The organism is Citromicrobium bathyomarinum (genome assembly GCF_038594485.1).
GTDB classification, from domain to species: Bacteria; Pseudomonadota; Alphaproteobacteria; order Sphingomonadales; family Sphingomonadaceae; genus Alteriqipengyuania; species Alteriqipengyuania bathyomarina_A.
Genome location: NZ_JBCFZG010000001.1, coordinates 132,742 through 158,352, shown reverse-complemented (window position 1 = coordinate 158,352; position 25,611 = coordinate 132,742). Strand labels below are relative to the sequence as shown.

Sequence of the window (25,611 nt, the reverse complement as noted above, 5' to 3'; positions counted from 1 at the left end):
TTACCCCCGTAGATGCAGCCTATCGAAGGCAGCGGGGCCTTGCAACGCGCGAGAGTTTGATAAAGAGGTGCCGCATGCTCGAACCGATCCGCAAACCCATTCGCCGCGCCTTCGCCCCTGTCCGCGCGCTGTTCGTCAGCGACGCATCGGCGGGCATTCTCCTGATCCTTGTCGCTGCCGCCGCGATGGTCGTCGCGAATTCGCCGCTGGCCGAGGATTACGAAAGGCTGTTCAACGGCTATTTGTGGTCGAAAGACACCTTCTACCTCAATACTTTACATCTCTGGATCAACGATGGCCTTATGGTCATCTTCTTCTTCGTCGTCGGTCTCGAGGTAAAGCGGGAACTGATCTGCGGCGAGCTGTCGAGCGCGGACAAACGGACCCTCCCGATCATGGCTGCCGCTGCGGGCATGGCCGCTCCGGCGCTGATCTACGTCACCATCGCGGGCAATGCCGACCCTCAACTTATCCGCGGCTGGGCGATACCCGCCGCGACCGACATCGCGTTCGCGATGGGTGTGCTGGGCCTCCTCGGCAGCCGAGTACCGGCCTCGCTACGTCTGTTCCTCCTGACGGTTGCCATCGTCGACGATATCGGCGCGGTGCTGGTGATTGCGATCTTCTACACCGCCCATCTGGACGTGATGTGGCTAGCCGTGGCGATCGCGCTGTTCGGCGTCATGGTTGGCATGAACAGGTTCGGCGTGAAGCATTTCTGGCCCTTCATCCTGATGGCCGTCGCGCTCTGGTTCGCGGTGCTGTTTTCCGGGGTTCATGCGACCATCGCCGGCGTTCTCGCGGCGCTGACCATCCCGATGCGCAGTTCCGACGGGCACTCCATGCTGGAAAAGGCCGAACACGGGCTGGCACCTTGGAGCGCCTATCTCGTCGTCCCGATCTTCGGTTTTGCGAATGCCGGCGTGCACTTTCTCGACATGGGTATCGAACAGGTCTTCGCGCCGCTCCCGCTTGCGATTGCTACCGGTCTGTTCGTGGGCAAGCAGCTCGGCATTTTCACCATTATCGTCGTGGCGGTGAAGCTGGGCATCGCGAGGAAGCCGGAAAACGCAAGCTGGATGGAAATCTGGGGCGTCTCGATCCTGACCGGGATCGGCTTCACAATGTCGCTGTTCATCAGCGAACTTGCATTCCAGGGTAACCGGCTGTTCGTGGAAGAAGCCAAGATCGGCATCCTGCTCGGCTCGATCGTGTCCGCCGTCATCGGCTATATCGCCCTGCGGATCACCACGAAGCACCCGGAAGAGAAGCAGATTTACGAAGACGCGCGGTCCAGCACGCCCTGATCTCCGGGTTGCGGTTGCGGCCACTACATCCTATCTGCCGCCACACGAGCGCGCTGTCGATAAAGTGCACGGACACGCCTGCGAACCTCTGACAGTCCAATCGCGAACTCATGCTGAAGCCCTTTCGCAATCTTTTCCGCAAAGCGCCCGACGCTCCGCGACCCTCGGTGCCGGAGGGTACGCGCTATTATGCGATCGGCGATATCCACGGATGCTACGACCTGTTCGAAGCGCTGATCGAGGCGATCGAAGAGGATGATGCGAACGCGCCTGCGGCGGACACCACGATCATCCTGCTCGGCGATCTGGTCGACCGCGGAAAGCAAAGCGCCGAAGTTGTGGCGCGCGCACGCGGTTGGGGCAAACAGCGCAAGGTCCGCTATCTCGCCGGGAACCATGAACAGATGTTCCTGGACAGTCTCGACGATCTCAAGGTCCTGCGACAATTTCTGAAGCACGGAGGTCGTGAGACGATCCTGAGCTACGGGATCACACGTCGCGATTACAACAAGCTTTCCCTCGAAGAGCTGCAGGAGCGCGTCCGCAAGGCGGTGCCTCGCAAGCATCGGGAGTTTCTCGCCGGCTTCGAGGAACTGATCATTGCCGGCGACTATGCCTTCGTCCACGCCGGTGTCGAACCCACCCGCACGCTAGACGATCAGACGCGCAAGGACCTGCTCTGGATCAGAGGACGATTCCTCGGCCACGATTCGCCGTTCGAGAAGGTGATCGTCCACGGCCACACGATTTTCGAAACGGTCGAGCATCGGCCGCATCGCATCGGCGTGGATACAGGCGCATTCCGTTTTGGGCGCTTGACTGCGCTGGTGCTGGAAGGCGAGACGCAGCGCTTCATACAAGCAAGCCAGACCTCAGACGACGAGGTGGGCAAAGGCTCCGTGTCGATCGAAAAATGGGGCGACGAGACATGAAAGGTCTAAACGCATGAAAATCGCAATGGTCGGGTCGGGCTACGTCGGCCTCGTCTCGGGGGCCTGTTTCGCCGATTTCGGCCATGATGTCGTGTGCATCGACAAGGACGCCTCGAAGATCGAGCGCCTCCGCGAAGGCATCATGCCGATCTACGAGCCGGGGCTGGACGCCCTGGTCGAAAACAATGCGCGCGCAGGGCGCCTTTCGTTCACGACCGACCTCGCCGAAGGGATAGAGGGGGCTGGCGCCATCTTCATCGCGGTGGGTACCCCCAGCCGTCGCGGCGATGGCCATGCAGACCTGTCTTTCGTCCATGCGGTTGCCCGCGAAGTCGGCGAATCGCTGGTCAACGACGCGGTCGTCGTCACCAAATCGACCGTGCCCGTCGGCACCGGCGACGAGGTCGAGCGGATCCTGATGGAAAGCGCAGCGGTGCGAGATCGCGGCCTGAAGGTTGCGGTCGTCTCCAATCCCGAATTCCTGCGCGAGGGCGCCGCGATCGGCGACTTCAAGCGCCCCGACCGGATCGTAATCGGGGCCGAGGACGATTTCGGGCGGGACGTGATGCGCGAAGTCTATCGCCCGCTGTTCCTAAACGAATCGCCGATCCTGTTTGTCGGTCGCCGCACGAGCGAACTGATCAAGTACGCCGCCAACGCCTTCCTCGCGACGAAGATCACCTTCATCAACGAGATCGCCGACCTGTGCGAGAAGGTCGGCGCGAATGTGCAGGACGTTGCTCGCGGGATCGGGATGGACAACCGCATCGGTTCCAAGTTCCTTCACGCCGGCCCCGGCTATGGCGGTTCCTGCTTCCCCAAGGACACGCTCGCGCTGCTCAAGACTGCCGAGGATTACGATAGCCCCACGCGGATCGTGGAAGCCGTGGTGAAGGTCAACGACAGCCGCAAGCGCGCGATGGGCCGCAAGGTGGTCGAAGCGCTCGGCGGGCTCGACGCTGCGCGGGGCAAGCGGGTCGCCATGCTCGGCCTGACGTTCAAGCCGAACACCGACGACATGCGCGACTCGCCCGCCATCGCGGTAGCGCAGACGCTCGCCGATGCGGGGGTCGAGATCGCCGCCTACGACCCCGAAGGGATGGAGATCGCCGCTCCGCTGATGCCCGAGGTTGAGATGAAGGACGATCCCTATGCCGCGATCGAAGGCGCAGACGCGGTTGTCATCGTCACCGAGTGGGACGTGTTCCGCGCGCTCGACCTCACACGGGTCAAGCAACTCGCCAAGTCGCCCGTGCTGGTCGACCTGCGCAACATCTATACGCCCGCCGACGTTCGCGAAGCGGGGTTCCACTACACCAGCGTCGGCCGGGAATAGGGTGCCAGGAGGCCTGTAAGCCGGGTTCTGTCCCTGCCACAAATGGCAGGGGGCAGCCATTCATCTAGGCGCGCCGTTGCCGGCACGCTCGAGCAGCCAACCCGGACCTCCTCGGAAGCGAAGCGCTCCTGCCATTTCCGGCGCGGGGTCCCTATTCGGCCTTGCTCCGGGTGGGGTTTGCCGTGACGGGACCTGTTACCAGGCCCCCGGTGCGCTCTTACCGCACCCTTTCACCCTTGCCCGCTCCCTTGCAGGAACGTCGGCGGTTTGCTCTCTGTGGCACTTTCCCTGTGGTCGCCCACGGCGGGCGTTACCCGCCACCCTTACTTCGTGGAGCCCGGACTTTCCTCGGCACATAAGTGACGCGGCTGCCCAGCCTCCTGGCACCGGGCGAGATAGGCAAGCCAGCCCCGATAGCCAAGCGCAATCGCGCCGCAGCTACCTCGCCAGCCCCCGGTCGCGGTCGAGCAGCAGCTGAAACAGGATCGCGCGGATTTCACCATCGATCACGCCGTCGATCAGTTCGGGCCGCCAGCGCCGCTGGAAGGCCTCGACCGATTTGCGCCCGTCGCTGATGTCGTACCCGAACCGCTCCATCGCCAGGTAGAAGGCACCGTCATTGTCGAACGGATCGCCCAGCTCCAGCTTGGTCGGCCGCGGCAGACACAGGCCGTGTTCGGCCAGCTTGGCCCACGGAAACAGCTCACCCGGGTCGATCTTGCGGTGCGGGGCGACGTCCGAATGGCCGACCACGTTGGCGCGCGGCACGTCGTGCCGCTTCACGATCGAGTGCAATAGCGGCAACAGCGCTCCGATCTGCGCTTCGGAGAACTCGCGATAGCCCAGCGCATGGCCGGGATGATCCAGCTCGATCCCGATGCTGATGCCGTTCACATCGGATTCGCCGCGCCAGTAGGAAACGCCCGCGTGCCATGCGCGCTTGTCTTCGGGCACAAGCCGGGTCACCTCGCCCCCCTCGCTGATGAGGTAATGCGCGGAAACCTTGGCCTCGGGATCGGTCAGCCGGTCGAGCGCCGCGCTCGCGCTTTCCATCTCGGTATAGTGGACCACCACCGTGGAAACAGGCGCGTGACGTTCGTCGTAGTTGGGCGAGAGCCTCTCGTGATGAACCAGCTCGCTCATGCCCTCTCCCATCATGCCGCTCCGCTCAATCGACGTGCGGCAGCGTGGCGCCGAGCAGCAAGGCGTCGGCTTCGGCGTGGGTCTGGATCTGCCCGCCAGAGCGTTCCGCGATCAGCGAGAGCAGGTGCGCAGGCGCAGTGCGGCCAGTGAGTTCCGCAGGATCGAGCTTGCCGCCCAGCGCCTCGCCGATGGTCGGGTCGAAGGCGATCCTGGGTCCGGTGGCGCGAACGACGATTTCGGTCACGTCGTCGCGTTCCTCCACCCCGATGTCGAGCGTTCCGCCGCGCACCAGCGCGTCGAGCCCGATGTGCGCGAGGTTCAACATCACCTTGGCGGCGGACTTCGACAGGGTCGGTGCAGCCACTTGCCAGCGCAGGTCAATGCGTTTGGCATCGGCGGCCAGCGTCTCGATCACGGCCTTGGGCTCGTCGATGGAAACCTGCTCACCGAAACCACCAGCGGCCCCATAGGCGAGACGGAAATACTTGAGCTTGGCCGCGCTCGTTCGCGCGCTCTGTTCGAGAAGCTCGAAACAGCGCTGGCGCATCTGCGGGTCCTTTTCGTCGGCCAGCAGTTCGAGCCCGTTCGAAAGCGCACCCACGGGGCTGAGCATGTCGTGGCACAGCCGCGAACACAGCTGGCTGGCGAGCAGCAGAGGGTCGGTTTCGCTCATGCGGCAGCTCCGATTTCGTGTGCCCTGACACACCTGACACAGTGTCCAGGGGCGAAAAAGCGACCTCGCGCGATGCGGGTAACGGAACGGGCGTAATATGTGGAAGGGAGATAGATCATTGCCGCCTGCCTAGCGCGGCTCGACTTCGTAGGAAAGCGCCTCGAATCCGTCCTCCCCATCGCGGAAGAAGCGGACTTGCCCATTCGCGACGATTGCCCAGATTTTTCCGTCGTGCGCCGCGCTCTCGCGGTCGGTCGGCGAAGGTTCGGCTCTCCCGTTGGGATGCGAGTGGTAATAGCCCACCACGCGCGGCCCACCCGCACGCTCCGCCTTGTGCGCCGCGATCAGCGCGGCGGGGTCGATCCCGAAATGGGTTTCGGGGGCGGGATGGACGTTCTGGGTGGGTTGCGCGCGAGTAATCCTGGCATCCTCGCCCAGCAGCAGTCCGCAACATTCGTGGGGGTGGGCGTCGGCAGCATGAGCAAGCATTGATTGAACCGGTTCTCTCTCGATCACAACTCGTTCTTTCCCATCAGACCCGTTCGTCCTGAGCTTGTCGAAGGACTGCACTTCTCTTACTCCCGAGGTATGCCGTTCTGGACCTACATGCTCCATTGTCGGGCCGGAAAAATCTACACCGGGCACACAGACGATCTTGAGGGACGCGTTGCTCAGCATCTCTCAGGGGCAATCTCGGGCTTCACCAGCGATTTCGGCCCGTGTGAGTTGGTCTGGTCCAGCGAATTTCCCTCTCGCGTGGAAGCCTTGGAAGCGGAGAGAAAAATCAAGGGATGGTCGCGTGCGAAAAAGCTCGCTCTCATCCGGGGGGATTGGGATGAGATTTCAAAGCTTTCGAAAAGCAAGACCAGTGCTTCGACAAGCTCAGCACGAACGGGGCCAGAGGTGACTTCTAAGCCTGCTTTACCTGAGCCTGTCGAGAGGCCAACCCCATCCATAGGCACCTCCAACACGCTCACCGGGACCATCCCCGCCCCTTCCCGTCTCGACAAGGCGCTGGCCGACGCGACCGATCTTTCTCGCGAACGGATCAAGGGGCTCATCGCGGACGGGCAGGTGACGGTCGGCGGCAGGATCGCCACCTCACCCTCCGCCAAGGTCGAGGCTGGGGCCGCCTTCACGATTGCCCTGCCCGCGCCCGTCCCGCTCGAAGCCGAACCGCAGGATATCCCGCTCGTCATCGCGTACGAGGACGAGCATCTGATCGTGGTCGACAAGCCTGCGGGCATGGTAGTCCACCCGGCGGCGGGCAATCGCGACGGCACGCTGGTCAATGCGCTGCTTTATCACTGCCGGGGCCAGCTTTCGGGCATCAACGGGGTGGAGCGGCCGGGCATCGTCCACCGAATTGATAAAGATACCAGTGGTTTACTGGTCGTAGCGAAGACCGATTCTGCGCACGAAGGGCTCGCAAAACAATTCGCCGATCACAGCATCGAACGCCGCTATATCGCTATCTGCGCGGGGCGCCCGAAACCCGCCGACGGTACGATCGATGCGCGGCTCGGTCGGTCAGATCGGGATCGCAAGAAGATGGCGGTTCTCCCCTCCGATGCGTCGCGCGGAAAGCACGCGGTAACGCATTACCGGACAATCGATTCTTGGGGGGTCGCAAGCAAACTTGAATGCCGGCTGGAAACCGGCCGCACGCACCAGGTGCGCGTTCACTGTGCGTCAATAGGTCATCCGTTAATAGGAGACCCACAATATGGACGCGATCCCAAGGCCTTGCGGCCGATCCTCGAGAAACTGGGCTTTCATCGGCAGGCGCTCCATGCCGCCAGCCTCGGCTTCATCCATCCCGCAACCGGCGAACGGCTCGATTTTCGGGCTGACCTGCCCCGGGACATGGGGGAACTGATCGACGAAATCGCTCGTTGAAATCGATGAACAGAACTCGAAAAATTCCGGGAAGCAGCCTATATGGAAAGGTGTGGCCCAAGCATCCCGAATGCCCAGCAGGGGTTCGGGTCCCAAACGGGGGGATGGGCTGACACAGAAAGGTTAGGGACGAAGTGAGTAAAAGCAAGGCAGTAGCCATCCCGGCACTGGGCGGAGAGCAGAGCCTCAACCGCTATTTGTCGGAAATCAAGAAATTCCCCGTGCTGACGGCAGAGCAGGAATACATGCTCGCCAAGCGGTACGAAGAACACGAAGACCCCGAGGCGGCGGCACAGCTCGTGTCGAGCCACCTGCGGCTCGTGGCCAAGATCGCGATGGGTTATCGCGGCTATGGCCTGCCCGTGTCCGACCTGATTTCCGAAGGGAACGTCGGGCTGATGCAGGGCGTCAAGAAGTTCGAACCCGATCGCGGTTTCCGCCTCGCGACCTACGCGATGTGGTGGATCAAGGCGAGCATCCAGGAATATATCCTGCGCTCGTGGAGCCTCGTGAAAATGGGCACCACCGCCGCGCAGAAGAAGCTGTTCTTCAACCTGCGGCGGATGAAGAAGAACCTCGACGCGTACGAGGACACCGATCTGCATCCCGACGATGTGAAGAAGATCGCGACCGATCTCGGCGTGCCCGAGCAGGAAGTGATCAACATGAACCGCCGGATGCTGATGGGCGGCGACAGCTCGCTCAACGTGTCGATGCGCGGGGAGGAGGAAAACGCCAGCCAGTGGCAGGACTGGCTGACCGACGATCGCCCCCTGCAGGACGAGACCACGGCCGACACGCAGGAGGCGCAGGTGCGCCACGAAATGCTGCTGGAGGCGATGGATTCGCTCAACGATCGCGAGAAGCACATCCTGACGGAACGCCGCCTGACCGAGGACCCGCAGACGCTCGAAGAGCTGAGCAAGGTCTACGACGTGTCGCGCGAACGCATCCGCCAGATCGAAGTGCGCGCGTTCGAGAAGCTGCAGAAAGCGATGCAGCGGATCGCAAGCGACAAGATGATGGCGATCGCGGCGTAAGCCACCCCGGATAGCCACTGGCAAGATAGAACGCCGCCCCGCCATCGTGCAGGGCGGCGTTTTTCGTCTCAGCGGTTCGCGAGCATTTCCATGAAGTCGTCGACCTTGCCGTCTTTCTCAGCGTTGCGGAACGGGCGGACGAACTCGACGCAGATTTCGCGCGGGGTCGGCTGCTGCTGGAACAGCGACATCGTCTCTTCGATATAGGCGTCCAATGGCATGTACCCCTCGCGCTCCGACTGGCCGGGGGTCAGCTCGGTCTGCACGCCCGGAGGCGCGAGTTCGATAACCTCTACGGTGCCCTCCAATTGCTGACGCAGCGACAGCGTATAGCTGTGCAGCGCGGCCTTCGTGGCGGAGTAGGTGGAGGCCTTGGGCTGGGGCACGAAGGCCAAGCCTGAGGTGACATTGACGATCACCGCATCGCCCCGTGTCTTGAGATGGTCGATCAGTGCGTCGGTCAGGCGGATCGGGCCGAGCAGGTTGATCGTCACCTCCGCCGTCGCATCGGAGAGGTCACGCGAGGCGGTGATATCCTCGTATTTCATGATCCCGGCGTTGTTGAACAGCACGTTCAAGGCAGGGAAGCGTTCGATGATGTCTTTCGCGAACCGCTCAACGCCTTCTGGCTGGGCGACGTCGAGGGTTACGGGATGGATATTCTCGTAGCCCGCGGCAGTCTCTTCGAGCGCGTCGAGCGTCCGCCCCGCGACGATGACCGTATTGCCCAGATCGTGCCATTTGCGCGCAAGCTCGCGCCCGATCCCGCTGCCGCCGCCGGTGATCAGGATGGTGTTGCCGGAAATCTTCATGCGCCGTGCCTTTCGTGGATTGCTTACTCGCGGCTATGTAGGCTGCGAAAGGCGCTGCGCCATATTGCACCGCAAGGAATCCGGACGATTGTCGGCGCGCCGCGGACGCCCTAGATAGCCGCCCGTGCTCTTCCGCGTCCTCCAGATCCTCACCGCCCTCGTCGCGACCTTCATCGGGCTCAGCCTGTTCCTGACGCTCGCCTTCCGGTTTGTGCCCGTCCCCGTCACGTGGACAATGATCCTGGACGAGAACGGCTACGCGAAGGACTGGCGCAGCCTTGACGATATCGACCGCAACATGGTGCGCGCAGTGATCGCGTCGGAGGACCAGAATTTCTGCGAGCACAACGGGTTCGACTACGCCGCGATGCAGGCGGCGATGGAAAACAACATGAAGGGCGGCAAGCAGCGCGGCGGATCGACCATCAGCCAGCAGACCGCCAAGAACGTGTTCCTGTGGCAAGGCGGCGGCTTCTTCCGCAAGGGGCTGGAGGCGTGGTTCACCGTGCTGATCGAGAACCTGTGGCCCAAGCGGCGGATCATGGAAGTCTACCTCAACGTCGCCGAAACGGGCATCGGCACCTACGGGGTGCAGGCCGGTTCGCTGCGCTATTTTGGGCATGGTGCGGACCGCCTGACGCCGAGCGAGGCGGCGCGCATGGCGGTCGCCCTGCCCAGCCCCAAGAAGCGCGAGGTCAAGAACCCGCAAGGCTGGCTGCGCCGCCACGGCGACCGGATGGCGCGATCCGTCGGTACAATGGCGCGCGAGGGCCTCGACACCTGCGTCTATGAATAGCCTGCTTTGCGCTCCGATTCGGAGCGCATGACTCGAGTTTGGAGGAGGCATCCCAGTTCCTGATGCTCGACGGCATCCACGGCCGGGTCGACTGGAACGTGATGCACGCGCCCGCCGATTAGCGTGCAACATCCGATACTTGTCAGCGGCCTGCACGATGATATGATATCCTATATATCCGTTATGGTATGGCATATCATGTTGAAAACATAGAAAAAGTTTGGATGGACGGCTCGGTCGCGATAGGACGCGCGGGCACTTTTCCGCGATCGGTCGCGACGACGAGGGGGCACATTGGGTCACGATCACTCACACGACCACAGTCATGGGCACGGGCACGGGCACTCCCACGCACCCGCCGATTTCGGGCGCGCGTTTGCCATCGGCATTGCACTCAACACCGCGTTCGTCGCGGTCGAGGCGGTGTTTGGCTATATCTCGGGTTCGATGGCGCTGGTCGCCGATGCGGGCCACAACCTGTCGGACGTGCTCGGCCTGCTGATCGCTTGGGGCGCGGCTGCGGCGGCCAGGCGGCCGCCCTCCCCCCGGTTCACCTACGGGTTGAAAAGCTCCACGATCCTTGCCGCGCTGGCCAATGCCGCGCTGCTGATGATCGCCATCGGGGCGATCCTGTTCGAGACCATCGACCGGCTGATGAACCCGGTGGAGCCTGAAGGCTGGACGATGATCTGGGTCGCGGGCGTCGGCATCCTCATCAACACTGTCACCGCCCTGCTGTTCGTGCGGGGGCGCAAGGATGATCTCAATATCCGCGGCGCGTTCCTGCACATGGCCGCGGATGCTCTAGTCTCGGTCGGAGTGGTGATCGCAGGTGTGGCGATCCTGCTGACCGGCGCAGTGTGGCTCGATCCTGTGACCAGCCTCGTGATCCTCGCGGTGATCGGCTGGGGCACCTGGGGGCTGGCACGCGACAGCCTGAAGCTCGGCCTCAACGCCGTTCCCGAAGGGGTAGATGAGTCCGCCGTACGCGCCACGCTGGAAAGCGAGCCCGGCGTCGCCGAGGTGCACGACCTGCATATCTGGCCCATGTCGACCACCGAGACCGCACTGACCGCACATCTGGTGATGCCCGATGGCCATCCCGGCGACGCGTTCATAGCGCAACTCGCACAAAGGCTTTCGCACGATCACCAAATCGGCCACACCACCCTGCAGATAGAGCGCACACGCGATTGCAAGGCTGGATGTTAATCGAATGCAGGAATCGAGCCCCGACGCCAGAAACCGCCTGATAGCGGCGATGGAGCGGCTGGCCGGCGGTGATCGGGCAGCGCTGGAAGTCGTCTATCGGCTCACCAATGTGAAGCTTTTCGGCATTTGCCTGCGTATCTTGCACGACAGGAAAGAAGCCGAAGACGCCTTGCAGGACGTTTACATCACTCTCTGGCGCAACGCCGCCCGCTACGACGCCAAGCGCGCCAGCCCGATTGCGTGGCTGGCGACCTTCGCGCGCAACCGCGCGGTCGATCGCCTGCGCACGGGCAAGGTGCGGCGCGGCGCGGTTCCGGTCGAGGCGGCGAAGGAGCTGCCCGATGGCGATCCCGCCGCCGACGCGATGCTGATCGACGCGGAGCGGACGGCACGGGTCCACACCTGCCTCGATCACCTCGACGAACCGCAGCGCAGCGCGATCCGCACCGCCTTCCTCGACGGGTATACCTATGCCGAGCTGGCGGAACGCAGCGATGTGCCCCTTGGCACGATGAAGAGCTGGATCAGGCGCGGGCTGGCGCGCCTGCGCGAATGCATGGAGCGCGGCGAATGAGCGCCGATGACCACAACGGCCCCGAAATGACCGGCCCCGAGCTGGAAGGCGACGAACGCCTCGCCGCCGAGTACGCGATGGGCCTGCTCGAAGGCGAAGAACTGCTCGCCACGCGCGGACGCATGGCGAACGAGCCTGCCTTTGCCGGGCTGGTTGCCCGGTGGGAACAGCAACTGATGCCGCTGCTCGATGATGTCGCAGACGCCGCACCCTCGCCCGAGGTGTGGGAGCGGATTGCAAGCGAGTTCGAGCAGACAGCCGGGGAGGATAGCCCTGTGGTCATCCTCCAACGCCGGGTGACGCTGTGGCAGCGGATTGCAGCAGGCAGCGCCGTCGCTGCTGTCGCCGCGCTCGCACTGCTCTTCGTGCCGATCGCGAACACGGTCGACGATCGGCCTGCACCGGCTTCGGATGCGCCGCCGCTGGTCGCTTCGATCCCGATTGCCGACACCCCTCTTCGCATCGGCGTTACCTTCCTGCCCGATCGCGACGATATGCTGGTGGCTGCGGATGGACTGACCACCGACGGTGTCCACGATCACGAGCTGTGGCTGGTGCCACCAGGCGAAGGCGCACAGGTGCAGTCGCTGGGCGTTGTCGCTCCGGGAACGCAGAAACGTGTGCACCTTGACGCAGGGCTGGCGCAATCGATGCGCGATGGGGCGCAGATCCTGCTCAGCCGTGAACCGCTCGGCGGCGCACCCGACAAGTCCGCGCCCGGCCCGGTGGTGGCCGAAGGGACGCTGCAGAAGACCTGAGCCTGAAAAAAGATTCCGCGTCGCGCTGCATCCACGGCGCGGCGCGCTCCGTAACTCCTCACCGACGGGACAGAGACCTGTTGAAAGAGGAGATCGACGATGTTCGCCAAGAAGACACAAGCCGCGCTCATACTGGCTGCAAGCGCTGCCCTGCTGGGAGGCTGCGCCACGTACGGCATGGATGATGGCGCGATGGCCAGCGCCGACAGCACCGTGATGGTCGGCGGCGCGGCGATGTACCCGACGCGCAATATCATCGAGAATGCAGTCAATTCGAAAGATCACACCACGCTGGTCGCCGCCGTGAAGGCCGCCGGTCTGGTCGATACGCTGTCAGGCCCGGGCCCCTTCACCGTCTTCGCGCCGACCAATGCCGCCTTTGCCAAGCTGCCCGCAGGCACGGTCGACACGCTGCTGAAGCCTGAGAACAAGGCGACGCTGACCAAGATCCTCACCTATCACGTGGTCCCCGGCCGCGTTTCCGCCGAAGACCTGATGATGAAGATCAAGCAGGGCGGCGGGATGGCCAAGCTGACCACAGTGGAAGGCGGTACGCTGACTGCCAAGATGATGGGCGGCAACGTCGTACTCGTCGATGAAAAGGGCGGCATGGCCACGGTAACGCAGGCCGATGTCTTCCAGTCGAATGGCGTCATCCACGTAACCGATACGGTTTCGATGCCGGGCTGATCGCAGTTCCCCTAGCGGCACCGGCGTCTCCACCCCGGTAACCCAGCCCGGTGCCGCGCCAGGGCCCCGCTCGGTGAGTCCCCTCGCCGGGCGGGGTTTATTGTGCCCTGCGGTCTGCGACTGGAAGGGTGACGGCTGGCCTGGCTTGGCTTCAGTCCGCGGGATCGCGGAGTGCCCCGACCTTTTGCAAGTGGAGGTCTGCAAGGCAGGCCTCGAGCGCCTCGTACCATTGGATGCAGGCCCTCGTGAACGCAGGCTGCCGCACACCGTTCAGCAGCACCTGATTGCCGTCCCACGGCTTGTGACGTCCGTTGAAGTGCAGCACGCGCGCGTCTGCGGGGGACAATCCGGTCGCCTCGCGGATCGCGTGCTCGTGCACGAACAGGTAATTGTACTGGGGCACTGCCATGCTCGCTTTCCCAGCAAAGTGGATGTTCAGGACCAGCTGGTCGGTCAGATGCATGATCGGCACATCCGGGTCGTCGTATTCGATCAGGTCCAGCAGCCCCCGGTAATGGCCTTCCTCGATCAGCGATCCAGCAATCGAGATCACGCCTGAATTGAATGTCGAAATGGTTTTCGTTGCCGGCATCCAGCTGCGCCGCTTGCCCTTGTAAAAGGCTCCATCCCCGCACGCGACGAGCTGTCCCTCGTGCGACAGGAGCCCTTCGATCGACCCGCGAAAGAGCAGGTCGCTGTCGATGAACAGAACCCGCTCGTAACCCTCCAGCCGGAACGCCTCGATCGCATGGAAGCGGGGCCGCTTGCGGACCATCTTAGGATCGCTGGCATAGAGCATGTCGAGACGCGCATTAAGGTCGTGCGACGGTGCATGATAGCGGGCCTGCGGGACGACGGCTTCGATATGCGCCTTGCTCGATGCGTTCAGGCCCTTGGTTATCAGCACCACTTCGCCATCGAACCATGGGTTGGTCGCGAAGAACGAGTGGAGCGTGACGAGCGTGCCGACCAGATAATTGTCGGTCGTCACCGTCGCGAGACAGAGCCGTTTCATGCGGACCTCTGTACCGCGCGCGGGAGGACCCGCGTGCAAGGAGGATGGCGGCCATTCATCGTGCCGACGGTAATGCAGCCGCGCGAATAGAAAAAGCTCTCAGTCCGCACCAGCCTCCCGGATACGAAAAGCGGCGCGGGGCTGGGCCGCCGCGCCGCTCCTCTCTTGCAATCCTGCTCAGATCAGGCGGCGTCCGACGCGGTGCGCTTGCCCTCGCCGTCGAACACCCGGATCGGTTCCTTGCGGCCTTCGACTACGTCCTTGTCGATCACGACTTCGTTACAGCCTTCAAGGTCGGGCAGGTCGTACATCGTGTCGAGCAGCAGGCCCTCCACGATCGACCGCAGGCCGCGGGCACCCGTCTTGCGCTCGATCGCGCGCTCGGCGATCGCCTTGAGCGCATCGTCGGTGAAGGTCAGCTCCACGCCTTCCAGGTCGAACAGTTTGGCGTATTGCTTGATCAGCGCGTTCTTCGGTTCCTGCAGGATCGTGACCAGCGCATCGACATCGAGGTCGTTGAGCGTCGCGATCACCGGCAGGCGGCCGACGAATTCGGGGATCAGGCCGAACTTCAGCAGATCTTCCGGCTCGCTCTTTTCGAGCAGTTCACCGATGCGGCGCTTGTCCGGATCGGCGACGTGCGCGCCGAAACCGATGCTGCGCTTCTGCAGGCGGTCGGCAATGATCTTGTCGAGGCCGGCAAAGGCGCCGCCGCAGATGAACAGGATGTTGGTCGTATCCACCTGCAGGAATTCCTGCTGCGGATGCTTGCGCCCGCCCTGCGGGGGCACGCTGGCCGTGGTGCCTTCCATCAGCTTGAGCAGCGCCTGCTGCACGCCTTCGCCCGACACGTCGCGGGTGATCGAGGGGTTTTCCGCCTTGCGCGTAATCTTGTCGATCTCGTCGATATAGACGATCCCGTGCTGCGCCTTCTCGACATTGTAGTCGGACGACTGGAGCAGCTTGAGGATGATGTTCTCCACATCCTCACCCACGTAGCCCGCTTCGGTCAGCGTGGTCGCATCGGCCATGGTGAACGGCACGTCGAACGTGCGCGCGAGCGTCTGCGCGAGCAGCGTCTTGCCCGAACCGGTCGGCCCGACCAGCAGGATGTTGGACTTCGCCAGTTCGACGTCGCCCTGCTTGCCCGCATGCTTCAGCCGCTTGTAGTGGTTGTGCACCGCGACCGAGAGCACGCGCTTCGCGCGGTCCTGCCCGATGACGTAATCGTTGAGCGTGGCGCAGATCTCGGACGGCGAAGGCACTTCGCCTTCCTTGCGCCCCGTCAGGCCCGCCTTGGTTTCTTCGCGAATGATGTCGTTGCACAGCTCGACACACTCGTCGCAGATGAAGACGGTCGGCCCGGCGATCAGCTTGCGCACTTCGTGCTGCGACTTGCCGCAGAAGCTGCAATACAGCGTGCTCTTGCTATCCGTTCCGCTCAATTTGCTCATATCCTGTAGTCCTCGAATCCCCGCAGCGGCGGGGAACCTATCGAATGTAACTTTCGTGCACGCCAATGCAACCAGTGGCGATCATGCATGAAGATGCTTGCGAAGGCCTGAAAATCGCCTCCGCATTGTTCCGCAGGCGGATTTGCGCCCGGAATATCAGTTACCTGTGGCGAACACGCCACGCGAATGAATGTGCTGGTCAGGACGGCGCGCCGCCCGAACCTTCGGCCTCGCCGGTCGAATCGCCCGATCCGTCGCTTTGGGGGCGGGATTCGAACACCTTGTCGACGATCCCGAACTTCATCGCTTCCTGCGCGTCGAGGAATGTGTCGCGATCCATCGCTTCCTCGATCTTCTCCAGCGGCTGGCCGGTGTATTTGGCATAAAGATCGTTCATGTTCTTGCGAATCCGCAGGATTTCACGCGCCTGGATCTCGATGTCCGAGGCCATGCCCTGCGCGCCGCCCGAAGGCTGGTGGATCATGATGCGCGCGTTGGGCAGCGCGATCCGCATGCCCGGCTCGCCCGCCGCCAGCAGGAAGCTGCCCATCGACGCCGCCTGGCCCACGCAGACCGTGGAAATGCGCGGCTGGATGTACTGCATCGTATCGTGGATCGCCATGCCGGCCGTCACCACCCCGCCGGGCGAGTTGATGTACATGCTGATCGGCTTGGAAGGGTTTTCACTTTCAAGGAACAGCAGCTGCGCCACCGCCAGGCTGGCCATGCCGTCTTCCACGGGCCCGGTCAGAAAAACGATGCGTTCGCGCAGCAGGCGGCTGAAAATATCGAAGCTGCGTTCGCCACGGCTGGTCTGTTCGACCACCACGGGCACCAGGGCACCGGTTGCAGGATCGCGGAAGTAGCCGGATTCGTCGAATTGCATGGAGGGTCCTTATCTCTCGTCGGCGCCTATATCTGTGCTCACCCTTTCATCATCAAGGCTTGAATGGAAAGCCCGCGCGCGCCAGTTGTGCCGCAACAACATGCGCGATGCCCAAATTGTAAAGGCGATGCGCCGAAGGAGCCCGATTATGCCGATGCCCAGCAACCCCCTTCCTTTCCGCGCAGACGACGAAGAGGAGAAGGACAAGGACATCTCCAATGCCGGCGCGGCGATGATGAACAAGTTTCTCGACGCGCGCACCGTGCTGATCTTCGGCGGTGTCGACCAGAAGATGGCAGAGCGCATTTCGATGCAGCTGCTCTACCTCGACCATGTCAGCCACGAACCGATCCGCGTGATCGTCAACTCGCCCGGCGGCCACGTCGAATCGGGCGATACGATCCACGATCTCATCAGCTTCATCGCGTCGCCCGTCGCCATGATCGGCACTGGCTGGGTTGCCAGCATCGCGACGCACATCTTCCTGAGCGTTCCGGCGGAGCGCCGCTTCTGCCTGCCCAACACGCGCTTCCTGATCCACCAGCCCTCCGGCGGCGCGCGCGGCATGGCCAGCGACATCGCGATCCAGGCAAAGGAAATCGTGAAGATGCGCGAACGCATCGCGCACAAGATCGCCGATGCGACCGGCCAGCCCTTCGAAAAGGTGCTGAAGGACATTGACCGCGATTTCTGGATGAACACCCAGGAAGCCAAGGAATACGGCATCCTCGGCACGGTGATCGACAGCGCCAAGGACGTCACCTTCGGCTGAGCGAGCTAAGGGGCGCGCCGTTCGTACAGCGCGCCTGAGCGTCCGTTGGGCGGGCCGATCGCAACGCTGATCCATGGTTAGGTTGCAGCCTACAACGCGACTTGTCGCTAGTCGGATCGATATGTCGTTTTGTCGACTACGACTGTAAACGAAAAGCTCCCTCCCCCACTCCTGTCGTCAACGGGGGCGTTGAGGGAGACAGATCATTCGTACATCCGGTCGCATTTTGGCGCGCGCCAGCCTCGCAGCTCTGCTGGCGGCATCCACATCTCACATTGCCTACGCGCAGGACGCGAGCGGCGATGCCCCACCGCCGGGCGGGACGGTGGTCATCGAGCCCGACGGCAGCGACGAGCATGTCTATACGCCGGAGGATTTTGCACGCTTCAAGCCGAACACCGCGCTCGACATGCTGGAGCAGGTGCCCGGGTTCCAGATCAGCCAGCAGAATCAGGGGCGTGGCCTTGGTCAGGCATCCGAGAATGTGCTGATCAACGGGGAGCGGATCGCCAGCAAGTCCGACAGCGCGGTCGACCGGTTGTCGCGCACCTCGGCAGCGCGCGTGCAGCGTATCGAGATCGTCGACGGTGCATCTTTCGGTATTCCCGGCCTTTCCGGCCAGGTCGCCAACGTCATCATCGAGACCGGCGCCATCAGCGGAAATTTCCGCTATAACCTGCGAGTTCGCCCCGAATACGCCGCCCCCAGCTGGGGCAGCGGCGAGGTTTCGCTGAGCGGGGCGAGCGGCAATATCGAATGGAACGGCGCATTCCAGCTCGGCAGCAATCGCGGCGGCGCAGGCGGTAGACCGGGCGTGCGAATCTACGATGCCGACGACAACCTGCTCGAAACGCGGCGGATCCTCATCAAGAATGTCGGCGAATACCCGCGCGTGCGCGGTGGCCTGAAGTGGAATGGCCCGGGCAGCATGGTCGCCACGATCAATGCGGATTAGGGCCAGAACTACAGCAAGAACTACAATTACGAATGGCGCACCCCGGTGGGCGACGTCCCCTACTTCAGGGACTTCCTCAATCGCGACGAGGGATACGATTACAACATCAACGCCGATGTCGACTTCGCATTCGGCCCCGGCAGGCTGAAGCTTATCGGGATCGAACGCTTCGAGCAGAGCGACGGGCCTGCCACCTCGGTCGCGATCTATGAAGACGGTCGCCCCGACGAGGGGAGCCTGTTTTACACCGACAGCAAGTACGGCGAACGCATCGGCCGCGCCGAATACCGGTGGGACATGCTCGGCGGCAACTGGGAACTGGACGCGGAAGCGGCCTTCAACCGGCTGGACCGGGATGCCGAAGTGGGGGTGCTGGTGCCCCCGGCCAGTGGAAACTCCGACATTCCGCCTGAGGAACGGGTGTTCGATCGGGTCCCCTTCCCCGGCGGATCGGGCGGCGTGACCGAGGATCGTTACGAGATGATCCTGACGCACAATCGCACGCTGGCCGAGGGACTGACGCTGCAATTCGGAGGCGGCGCGGAATTCTCCCGCCTCTCGCAGACGGGCACGGGCGGTGTGACGCGGGAATTCTGGCGCCCAAAGGGTTCGGCCAACCTCGCCTGGTCGGTCAAGCCTGGGCTCGACGTCTCGCTCAAGCTGGCGCGTACCGTCGGCCAGCTGTCCTTCGGGCAGTTCCTCGCCACCGTCGACCTCGACGATAACAACAACAACGCGGGCAACATCAAGCTGGTGCCGCAACAGGCGTGGGAAGCCGATCTGGAGGTCAAGAAGAACCTCGGCCCATGGGGTTCGGCAACGGTGGGGGCCTATGCCCGCCTGATCGAGGATTACATCGATATCGTGCCGGTCCCCGGCGGGGAATCGCCCGGCAATATCGACGGCACGGCACGCCTGCTGGGCCTGAGCCTCAACGCGACGATCAATTTCGATCCGCTGGGGTGGAAGGGTGCCAAGCTGACCACTAGCAACGCCTACGAGGCAACGTCGCTGAAAGACCCGCTGACGGGCGAGGATCGCCCGTTCAGCGGCCACACCTGGTACAGCAACGAAACCACGCTGCGCTGGGATATTCCGAACAGCAACTGGGCGATCGGCACGGGCATCGATATCAACGCCAACGAGCGTTACGTGCGGCTCTACGAGACCGGGCGTAACTGGGAAGGCCCGGTCTATCAGTTCTTCTTCGTCGAGAACAAGGACGTGCTGGGCCTGACCGTGAACCTCAACGTGCTGAACCCGACCGGCGGCGGACACGCGTTTGGCGAGCGCTACGTCTACACCGACCTGCGCGATCGATCGCCGCTGCTGTTCCGCGAGGAGATGGAGGCTGAAGTCTCGCAAATCATCCGTCTGTCGGTCAGCGGCAAGTTCTGACGCCCGGCCGGAACCCACGACGGGCTTTCGGGCAATTGACGGGGGCGCGGACCTGACGCAGGTTCGCGCCCCATGACAACATTCTCCTCGATCGCCGTCCTTGCGCTCGGCCTTGCCGCCGCCTCGCCCGCCTTTGCCCAGACGTCGATGGAGGACGACGAGACGATCGTCGATACCGCCGCAGACGCCGGAGCAACGGCCAGTTGGCAGCTCCAGCGGATTGCGAAGCTCGACGACGCCGGGCCGACGCTGAACGCGGTGATCGCGATCAATCCCGATGCCCCGGCAGAGGCGCTCGCAGCGCAGCAGGCGGGCCTGCCGCTGATGGGCCGCACGGTCCTGGTGAAGGACAATATCGAAACCCGCGAGATGCCGACCACTGCGGGCAGCCTCGCTCTGGCAGGCAACATGACCCGCCGCGATGCGCCGCTGATCGCCAACCTGCGCGACGCGGGCGGCGTGGTGCTGGGCAAGACCAACCTTTCCGAATGGGCCAATATCCGCGATTTCAGATCGACCAGCGGGTGGAGCGCGGTGGGTGGGCTCACCCGCAATCCGCACGCGATCGACCGCAACACCTGCGGTTCGTCCTCGGGCAGCGGCGCGGCGGTTGCCGCCGGGTTCGCGTGGGCGGCGATCGGTACCGAGACCAACGGATCGATCACCTGCCCCGCATCGATCAACGGCATCGTCGGGTTCAAGCCCACTGTCGGTCTGGTCAGTCGCACGCATGTCGTGCCGATTTCCAGCACGCAGGACACCGCGGGGCCGATGACGCGCACCGTCAAGGATGCGGCAATGCTGCTCACCGCAATTGCGGGCAGCGATCCGGCTGACGATGCCACCGCCGAGGCCGACACCCACACCCGCGACTTTACCGAGGGGCTGGAAAATGCCTCGCTCGTTGGCGTGCGGATCGGGGTGATGCGCAAGCAGGTGGGCGACCGCGACGATGTGGCCGAACTCTTCGATGCCGCCCTCGCCGATCTTAAAGCGGCGGGCGCAGAGCTGGTCGAAATCGAGTTCGAACCGAACGAGGAGATGGATCGCGACAGCTTCACCGTGCTGCTGTTCGAACTGCGCGAGGAAATGGGCAAATACCTGCGATCGATCCCGCCGGTAACGGGGCGCGAGCAGATGACCCCGCGCAGCCTGGCCGATCTGATCGCCTTCAACGAACGGCACTCCTATTCGGAACTGCGCTGGTTCGGTCAGGGCATCTTCGAGCTGGCCGAACAGACCACCGATCGCGCCGCCTACGAAGCCGCGCGGGAGAACGCGGTGCATCTGGCGGGCGAACGCGGGATCGACATGCTGCTTGCAAAGAACGGCGTGCAATTCCTCGTCGCGCCGACGATGGGCCCGGCGTGGACAACCGACCTCGTCAACGGCGACAATTACAACGGCAGCATCGGCTTCGGCAGCCCGGCGGCCATTGCGGGCTATCCGCATCTGACCGTGCCGATGGGCGGAGTCGAGGATTTGCCGATCGGCCTCTCCATCATCGGCGCGAAGTGGCAGGACTGGGACGTGCTGAAAGCTGGCGCAGCATACGAACGGGCACGCACTGCGGCGATCCCCACGCCCGACTTCAAGCGGTGGATGGAACAGTCCGGCCACCCGGCGGAATAGTCAGTCCGAAACAGCCTCGCGATTGCGGCCCGGCAACAGCGCGATCGCTGCAAAGATGGCGAGATGCACCAGCGCCGCAGCAAGGCGCATGGCGGTCTCGTCGACCCATTCCACGGGCCAGACAGCCCCTGCGAGAGCATTGGCGAGGTTCCAGCCCCAATGGAGACCTACCGCCGCCCACAGGCTGCGCCAGCGCCAGCACGCCGCGGCGTAGGCAAGACCCATGCACATCAGGCGCACCTGCTCGGTTACGCCCCAGTCGAACCGCCAGAGGTGATTGGCAGTGTAAATCAATGCGCTGATGGCCGCGAAGCGAACGAGCCGCGACTGATGCAGCCGCGAGGCGAGCGGAATGCCCCGCGTCATGATGTCCTCGACGATAGAGGGAATAAAAGTGATCGCCATCAGTGCCGCCAAGCCGGCCACGCCGGGAAACGCTGTCGGAGCGGTCGTCGTGGCGCGGCCGAGCCACACTCCCCCCGCGACGCTGCCCAGTTTGGCAAGGAGCGCGACGCAAAGGCCTGCGAGTAACAACTGCCACCATCCGCGCCGCATCGCGAGACCGTAGGCTGGATAAGGGCGGCCGCGAATGAGCCATGCGGCGGGCAGGCACGCAAGCAGCGCAACCAGCATCAGAGCTGGACCTACGGGACTCTCGGGCGCGAACCGCTCCTGAAGGCCCACGGAAGCCTGATAAGGAAGGGCAATTAGCGCAAACGCAAGCAGCAGGCGCACACTGGCGCCTGCCTGCCCACGTTTCCCGCTGGTGGCGAACCCGTGCTCGCCGTCATCCACGCGCGGGTTGCCTTACTTCTTGGCGGGAGCCTTCTTGGCAGCAGGCTTCTTCGCCGCAGGCTTTTTCGCCGGAGCCTTCTTCGCAGCCGGTTCCTTGGCGGTTTCGCTCGCAGCCTTCTTTGCGGCGGGCTTCTTCGCCGGTGCCTTCTTGGCCGCAGGCTTGGCGTCGGCCTTCGTGTCAGCCTTCTCCGCTGCCTTCTTGGCGGGCGCCTTCTTCGCTGCGGGCTTCTTCGCGGCAGGCTTGTCGTCCGCCTTGGCGTCGTCCTTCTTAGCGGCAGCCTTCTTTGCCGGAGCCTTCTTGGCAGGGGCCTTCTTCGCCTTGGCCGCTTCCGCTTCGGTGCTTTCCTCTGCCTCGATCGCGGCTTCCAGCTCTTCGCGGGTCACTTCGCGGTCGGTGATCTCGGCCTTGTCGAACAGGAAGTCGACCACCTTGTCTTCATACAGCGGGGCACGAAGCTGGGCGGCGGCCATGGGATCGTTCTGGATGAACTGCATGAACCGCTCGCGGTCTTCGGCCCGGTATTGCTGCGCAGCCTGCTGCATCAGCATCGACATTTCCTGATTCGTGATCTGGACGTTGTTCGCCTGCCCGATCTCGGACAGCAGCAGGCCCAGACGCACGCGCCGTTCGGCGATGCTGCGATAATCGTCGCGCTCCGCTTCGATTTCCTTCATCGCGGCTTCGGGATCGTCCTCACGCGAGGCTTCCTGAGTCAGTTGCGCCCAGATCTGTTCGAACTCGGCGTCGACCATCCGCTCGGGCACGGGGAAGTCATGGCCCGCGGCCAGCGTGTCGAGCAGCTGGCGCTTCATCTGGGTGCGGGTCAGACCGGCAGTTTCCTGCTCCATCTGCGCCTTGACCAGTTCGCGAAGCTTGTCGGCACTTTCCAGCCCCAGCGTCTTGGCGAAATCATCGTCGATCTTCGAATCGGCAGGCGTCTTGACCGCCTTCACGGTGACAGCGAACTCGGCGTCCTGACCCTTCAGATCTTCGGCCTGGTAGTCGTTGGGGAACGTGACCTTCACGGTCTTCTCGTCGCCCGCCTTCACGCCCTTCAGCTGATCTTCGAAGCCGGGGATGAAGGTACCCGAACCGATCACCAGCGGCGCGTCTTCCGCCTTGCCGCCAGCGAACTCGGTGCCGTCGATCGAGCCCACGAAATCGATGATGACCTGATCGCCTTCAGCCGCCTTCTTGGTCTTGGGCGCATCCTTGTAGGTCTTGTTCTGGTCGGCGATCCGCTGCAGCGTTTCGTCGATCTCGCTATCGGCCACGGGGACGGTCAGGCGTTCGAGCGTGATCCCGTCGATGTCGGGCGCGTCGATCTTCGGCAGCACTTCGAGCGTGACGTCGATTTCAGCATCCTTGCCTTCTTCGTACTCGTCGCCGAGCGAGATGGCGGGCTGCATCGCCGGGCGCAGTTCCTTGTCCTTGATCAATTCGTCGACCGAGGACTGGACCGTATCGTTGATCACCTGCGCGTGCAGCTGTTCGCCGTGCATCTTGCGCACGAGGTTGGCCGGCACCTTGCCCGGGCGGAACCCCGGCATGCGGACCTGCGGCGCAATGCGCTTCACCTCGGCCTTGATCTTGTCGTCGATCTCGCTCGCGGGGATCGTGATGCGATAGGCGCGCTTGAGGCCTTCGTTGGTGGTCTCGGTGATCTGCATGCTGTGGTCTTTACGTGCTTTCCGACAGTGGTGAGAGACTGCGATGTGTAGCGAGAGCCTGGTGCGGGCGAAGGGACTCGAACCCCCACATCTTGCGATACTTGGACCTAAACCAAGCGCGTCTACCAGTTCCGCCACGCCCGCAATCCGAACGAGGTCGCGCGCATGGCGGATGCCATCCACGACAGACCGGCGCGTCTAGAGCCTCTCGCACGAAAGGGCAAGCACTCCGCCAACCCCCGGCTGGACACATAGCCCGGAACCGTATTATGACGGTTTCGTTACAATTTAGGGATCAACTGTAACGCAGATGTCAAACTTGGATGGGTCGACCATGAAAAAGAGAGCTACCATGCTCGGCAAACTGCTCGCTCCGCCGGTCAATCCGGCCAACGGGCGGCTGTCTTCGAAAGAGCTGGAGAAGGACGGCCCGGGCGGCAATCCGCTGCTCGAGCGCAGTTCGTGGACGAGCGAGATCGATCGCGAGTTGTGCGATGCAGGCGTGCGCTCTGCGAAATCCCGTCGCTTTTCCCTTTATAGGTCGAGCCTGGCACCCGATTGACCAGTTCCGCCGCTTGAGCCGTATTGTCAGGCAGGACCCGGGTGGCTATCGGCCAGCGTCATGAGCGACGAAACCCCCGCAAACCCGCCCGAAGACACGCCCGAAGCGGCCGGCAGCGCAGCCGCCGAACTTCCACCAATGCAGCTTTCGGTCAATCCGCGCAGCCCGCACTTCGATCAGGACGTGCTCCAGCGCGGCGTGGGTATTCGATTCAAGGGTCGCCAGCGCACCGATATCGAGGAATACTCGATCCCCGAAGGTTGGGTGCGCGTACAGGCCGGGCGGACAATGGACCGCAAGGGCCAGCCACTGACGCTCAAGTTGAAAGGCCCGGTCGAGGCGTGGTTCGAAGATCTGGGCGAGGACGCCCCGGTCGCCAAGCTCGACAGCTGAGGCCTACAGCCCTTCCCCTTTCCGTCTTACACCTCAGTCGTAAAGGGCGACCGCGCGTGCCGCGACATCGCCGGAGCCCCTTCGTGCGCTCGTGCCGGTGCTGCGCGGAGGCGGTGACAGAGGCGGTGCCGACGCATAGCTGACTTGCTGGCGCGTCGTTCTGGGCGGCGTCGCAAGCAAAGCGCCTGCCTGCCGCGGGGTCGGTGTTGCCTCGAACGCGGCAAGGAAGCTTCGCGATGGCTGCGAACGCGTCGGCTGCGGGCGGACAGGCACAGGGGCAGCCTGCGCCAGGCGCTGCTGCGGTCGCGGTTTCGCCTTGCCGTCTGGATAGATGAATCCTTGCACCGGCCATCGGGTCGTGCCGAGCGCTTGTAGCGGGTCATACCATACGCGCACTTCGCTCCAGTCGTTGGCCGGCGAAACGTCGACCGCCTTCACCCCCCGCTCGATCTGGCCTCGTGTTCCGTTGATCGGCGACCAGTTGGCATGGTCGAGCAGGACGGTGCGCGAATCGATTACCCGCGACACTGCCGCAACGTGGCCGAGGCGCATCTTGTCGTTGGGAACGAACGCCATGACCGCGCCGACGCGAGGCTTCCGGCCCCGCTCGTAACGACCGGCAGCCTGTTCCCACCAGGTCAGCGCATCGCCGTAAATGTCGATGCCCGTCAACTCGCGTGCATACGGCACACATTGTAGGTAAGGCGGCAGCTCCTTGCCGGACGTTGCCGCTTCCTGCGGCGAATACGTCTGCGCCTGGGCGGACAAACCCACAGGAAATGAAAGACTTGCCGCAGCAACCGCGATAGCGAAGGCGGACGTATGGGGGGAGCTGTTCATGCGGCAAGTATTTGCCGCTTCCTCTTTCGATCGCCCTTGCAACTCTGGTTAACGGCGCATTTACCC

At 63.4% G+C, this 25,611-nt stretch carries 26 protein-coding genes, 1 tRNA gene, 1 other RNA gene and 1 pseudogene; 17 read left to right on the top strand and 12 right to left on the bottom strand.

Features of this window, described 5'->3' with window-relative positions:
- Positions 1 to 74: 74 nt before the first annotated feature.
- From nhaA to AAG591_RS00760, 3 genes are all read left to right on the top strand, one after another.
- Complete coding sequence (gene nhaA, locus AAG591_RS00770) at positions 75 to 1,307, top strand: Na+/H+ antiporter NhaA (protein WP_342528995.1); 1,233 nt, start codon at positions 75 to 77, stop codon at positions 1,305 to 1,307.
- Between the two features lie 110 nt (positions 1,308 to 1,417).
- Positions 1,418 to 2,239, top strand: a complete 822-nt coding sequence (locus tag AAG591_RS00765; RefSeq protein ID WP_342528994.1) for a metallophosphoesterase family protein — start codon at positions 1,418 to 1,420, stop codon at positions 2,237 to 2,239.
- 13 nt (positions 2,240 to 2,252) lie between these two features.
- Positions 2,253 to 3,575, top strand: coding sequence for a UDP-glucose dehydrogenase family protein (locus tag AAG591_RS00760; RefSeq protein WP_342528993.1), 1,323 nt, complete (start codon positions 2,253 to 2,255; stop codon positions 3,573 to 3,575).
- On the opposite strand, the gene rnpB is transcribed toward AAG591_RS00760, so the two are convergent.
- The 4 genes from rnpB to AAG591_RS00740 all read right to left on the bottom strand — a co-directional run bounded on the left by rnpB (position 3,576) and on the right by AAG591_RS00740 (position 5,907).
- Positions 3,576 to 3,959: RNase P RNA component class A (rnpB, locus tag AAG591_RS00755), an RNA gene on the bottom strand. It lies immediately after the preceding gene.
- Between the two features lie 54 nt (positions 3,960 to 4,013).
- The gene (locus AAG591_RS00750) at positions 4,014 to 4,733 is read right to left on the bottom strand and encodes an N-acetylmuramoyl-L-alanine amidase (protein ID WP_425341619.1); all 720 of its coding nucleotides are present in this window, start codon (positions 4,731 to 4,733) and stop codon (positions 4,014 to 4,016) included.
- Between the two features lie 10 nt (positions 4,734 to 4,743).
- Positions 4,744 to 5,391 (bottom strand): histidine phosphotransferase family protein, encoded by a 648-nt coding sequence (locus tag AAG591_RS00745; protein WP_342528992.1) that lies wholly within the window; start codon positions 5,389 to 5,391, stop codon positions 4,744 to 4,746.
- A 129-nt stretch (positions 5,392 to 5,520) separates the two neighbouring features.
- Positions 5,521 to 5,907 (bottom strand): M67 family metallopeptidase, encoded by a 387-nt coding sequence (locus tag AAG591_RS00740; protein WP_342528991.1) that lies wholly within the window; start codon positions 5,905 to 5,907, stop codon positions 5,521 to 5,523.
- A gap of 72 nt (positions 5,908 to 5,979) precedes the next feature.
- Here AAG591_RS00740 and AAG591_RS00735 point away from each other — a divergent pair.
- The 3 genes and pseudogenes from AAG591_RS00735 to rpoH form a co-directional block, all read left to right on the top strand.
- Positions 5,980 to 6,141: pseudogene (locus AAG591_RS00735) on the top strand (GIY-YIG nuclease family protein); the annotation flags it as partial.
- Positions 6,142 to 6,345: 204 nt separating this feature from the next.
- Positions 6,346 to 7,290 carry an RluA family pseudouridine synthase gene (locus AAG591_RS00730; RefSeq protein ID WP_342529956.1) on the top strand — a complete coding sequence of 315 codons (945 nt, stop codon included), beginning with the start codon at positions 6,346 to 6,348 and terminating at the stop codon, positions 7,288 to 7,290.
- Positions 7,291 to 7,424: 134 nt separating this feature from the next.
- A complete protein-coding gene (gene rpoH, locus AAG591_RS00725) occupies positions 7,425 to 8,330 on the top strand; it encodes an RNA polymerase sigma factor RpoH (RefSeq protein ID WP_342528990.1) in 906 nt (301 codons plus the stop codon).
- A 68-nt stretch (positions 8,331 to 8,398) separates the two neighbouring features.
- On the opposite strand, the gene AAG591_RS00720 is transcribed toward rpoH, so the two are convergent.
- Positions 8,399 to 9,142 carry an SDR family oxidoreductase gene (locus AAG591_RS00720; protein WP_342528989.1) on the bottom strand — a complete coding sequence of 248 codons (744 nt, stop codon included), beginning with the start codon at positions 9,140 to 9,142 and terminating at the stop codon, positions 8,399 to 8,401.
- A 124-nt stretch (positions 9,143 to 9,266) separates the two neighbouring features.
- Between AAG591_RS00720 and mtgA the strand changes: the two genes are divergently transcribed.
- The 5 genes from mtgA to AAG591_RS00695 all read left to right on the top strand — a co-directional run bounded on the left by mtgA (position 9,267) and on the right by AAG591_RS00695 (position 13,172).
- Complete coding sequence (gene mtgA, locus AAG591_RS00715; RefSeq protein WP_342528988.1) at positions 9,267 to 9,938, top strand: monofunctional biosynthetic peptidoglycan transglycosylase; 672 nt, start codon at positions 9,267 to 9,269, stop codon at positions 9,936 to 9,938.
- A gap of 294 nt (positions 9,939 to 10,232) precedes the next feature.
- Entirely contained in the window at positions 10,233 to 11,150 is a 918-nt protein-coding gene (locus tag AAG591_RS00710) for a cation diffusion facilitator family transporter (protein WP_342528987.1), read from the top strand.
- Positions 11,151 to 11,154: 4 nt separating this feature from the next.
- Positions 11,155 to 11,724, top strand: a complete 570-nt coding sequence (locus AAG591_RS00705; RefSeq protein ID WP_342528986.1) for a sigma-70 family RNA polymerase sigma factor — start codon at positions 11,155 to 11,157, stop codon at positions 11,722 to 11,724.
- Positions 11,721 to 12,482 (top strand): anti-sigma factor, encoded by a 762-nt coding sequence (locus tag AAG591_RS00700; RefSeq protein WP_342528985.1) that lies wholly within the window; start codon positions 11,721 to 11,723, stop codon positions 12,480 to 12,482. Before AAG591_RS00705 ends, AAG591_RS00700 begins: the two co-directional genes overlap by 4 nt.
- Before the next feature lie 99 nt (positions 12,483 to 12,581).
- Complete coding sequence (locus tag AAG591_RS00695) at positions 12,582 to 13,172, top strand: fasciclin domain-containing protein (RefSeq protein WP_425341618.1); 591 nt, start codon at positions 12,582 to 12,584, stop codon at positions 13,170 to 13,172.
- Positions 13,173 to 13,323: 151 nt separating this feature from the next.
- Here the strand turns inward: AAG591_RS00695 and AAG591_RS00690 are convergent, their stop codons facing one another.
- The 3 genes from AAG591_RS00690 to AAG591_RS00680 form a co-directional block, all read right to left on the bottom strand.
- Positions 13,324 to 14,187 (bottom strand): glycosyltransferase family 8 protein, encoded by an 864-nt coding sequence (locus AAG591_RS00690; RefSeq protein ID WP_342528984.1) that lies wholly within the window; start codon positions 14,185 to 14,187, stop codon positions 13,324 to 13,326.
- Between the two features lie 182 nt (positions 14,188 to 14,369).
- Positions 14,370 to 15,641 carry an ATP-dependent Clp protease ATP-binding subunit ClpX gene (gene clpX / locus AAG591_RS00685; protein ID WP_342528983.1) on the bottom strand — a complete coding sequence of 424 codons (1,272 nt, stop codon included), beginning with the start codon at positions 15,639 to 15,641 and terminating at the stop codon, positions 14,370 to 14,372.
- 199 nt (positions 15,642 to 15,840) lie between these two features.
- Complete coding sequence (locus AAG591_RS00680) at positions 15,841 to 16,527, bottom strand: ATP-dependent Clp protease proteolytic subunit (RefSeq protein WP_342528982.1); 687 nt, start codon at positions 16,525 to 16,527, stop codon at positions 15,841 to 15,843.
- A gap of 148 nt (positions 16,528 to 16,675) precedes the next feature.
- Between AAG591_RS00680 and AAG591_RS00675 the strand changes: the two genes are divergently transcribed.
- The 4 genes from AAG591_RS00675 (at position 16,676) to AAG591_RS00660 (ending at position 21,284) form a co-directional block, all read left to right on the top strand.
- Positions 16,676 to 17,299: an ATP-dependent Clp protease proteolytic subunit gene (locus AAG591_RS00675; RefSeq protein ID WP_342528981.1), complete on the top strand. Its 624-nt coding sequence runs from the start codon at positions 16,676 to 16,678 to the stop codon at positions 17,297 to 17,299.
- Positions 17,300 to 17,525: 226 nt separating this feature from the next.
- Positions 17,526 to 18,254: a TonB-dependent receptor plug domain-containing protein gene (locus AAG591_RS00670; protein ID WP_342528980.1), complete on the top strand. Its 729-nt coding sequence runs from the start codon at positions 17,526 to 17,528 to the stop codon at positions 18,252 to 18,254.
- A 45-nt stretch (positions 18,255 to 18,299) separates the two neighbouring features.
- Positions 18,300 to 19,652: a TonB-dependent receptor domain-containing protein gene (locus AAG591_RS00665; protein WP_342528979.1), complete on the top strand. Its 1,353-nt coding sequence runs from the start codon at positions 18,300 to 18,302 to the stop codon at positions 19,650 to 19,652.
- A gap of 72 nt (positions 19,653 to 19,724) precedes the next feature.
- Entirely contained in the window at positions 19,725 to 21,284 is a 1,560-nt protein-coding gene (locus tag AAG591_RS00660) for an amidase (protein ID WP_342528978.1), read from the top strand.
- On the opposite strand, the gene AAG591_RS00655 is transcribed toward AAG591_RS00660, so the two are convergent.
- From AAG591_RS00655 to AAG591_RS00645, 3 genes are all read right to left on the bottom strand, one after another.
- Positions 21,285 to 21,917: a CPBP family intramembrane glutamic endopeptidase gene (locus AAG591_RS00655; RefSeq protein WP_342528977.1), complete on the bottom strand. Its 633-nt coding sequence runs from the start codon at positions 21,915 to 21,917 to the stop codon at positions 21,285 to 21,287.
- Between the two features lie 174 nt (positions 21,918 to 22,091).
- A complete protein-coding gene (tig, locus tag AAG591_RS00650; protein ID WP_342528976.1) occupies positions 22,092 to 23,750 on the bottom strand; it encodes a trigger factor in 1,659 nt (552 codons plus the stop codon).
- 59 nt (positions 23,751 to 23,809) lie between these two features.
- Positions 23,810 to 23,894 (bottom strand) — tRNA-Leu (locus tag AAG591_RS00645).
- Positions 23,895 to 24,084: 190 nt separating this feature from the next.
- Between AAG591_RS00645 and AAG591_RS00640 the strand changes: the two genes are divergently transcribed.
- Entirely contained in the window at positions 24,085 to 24,312 is a 228-nt protein-coding gene (locus tag AAG591_RS00640) for a hypothetical protein (protein ID WP_342528975.1), read from the top strand.
- A 60-nt stretch (positions 24,313 to 24,372) separates the two neighbouring features.
- Positions 24,373 to 24,705, top strand: a complete 333-nt coding sequence (locus tag AAG591_RS00635) for a DUF3297 family protein (RefSeq protein ID WP_342528974.1) — start codon at positions 24,373 to 24,375, stop codon at positions 24,703 to 24,705.
- A 33-nt stretch (positions 24,706 to 24,738) separates the two neighbouring features.
- Here AAG591_RS00635 and AAG591_RS00630 read toward each other — a convergent pair whose 3' ends face one another.
- Positions 24,739 to 25,545: a CHAP domain-containing protein gene (locus AAG591_RS00630; protein ID WP_342528973.1), complete on the bottom strand. Its 807-nt coding sequence runs from the start codon at positions 25,543 to 25,545 to the stop codon at positions 24,739 to 24,741.
- Positions 25,546 to 25,611: the final 66 nt, after the last annotated feature.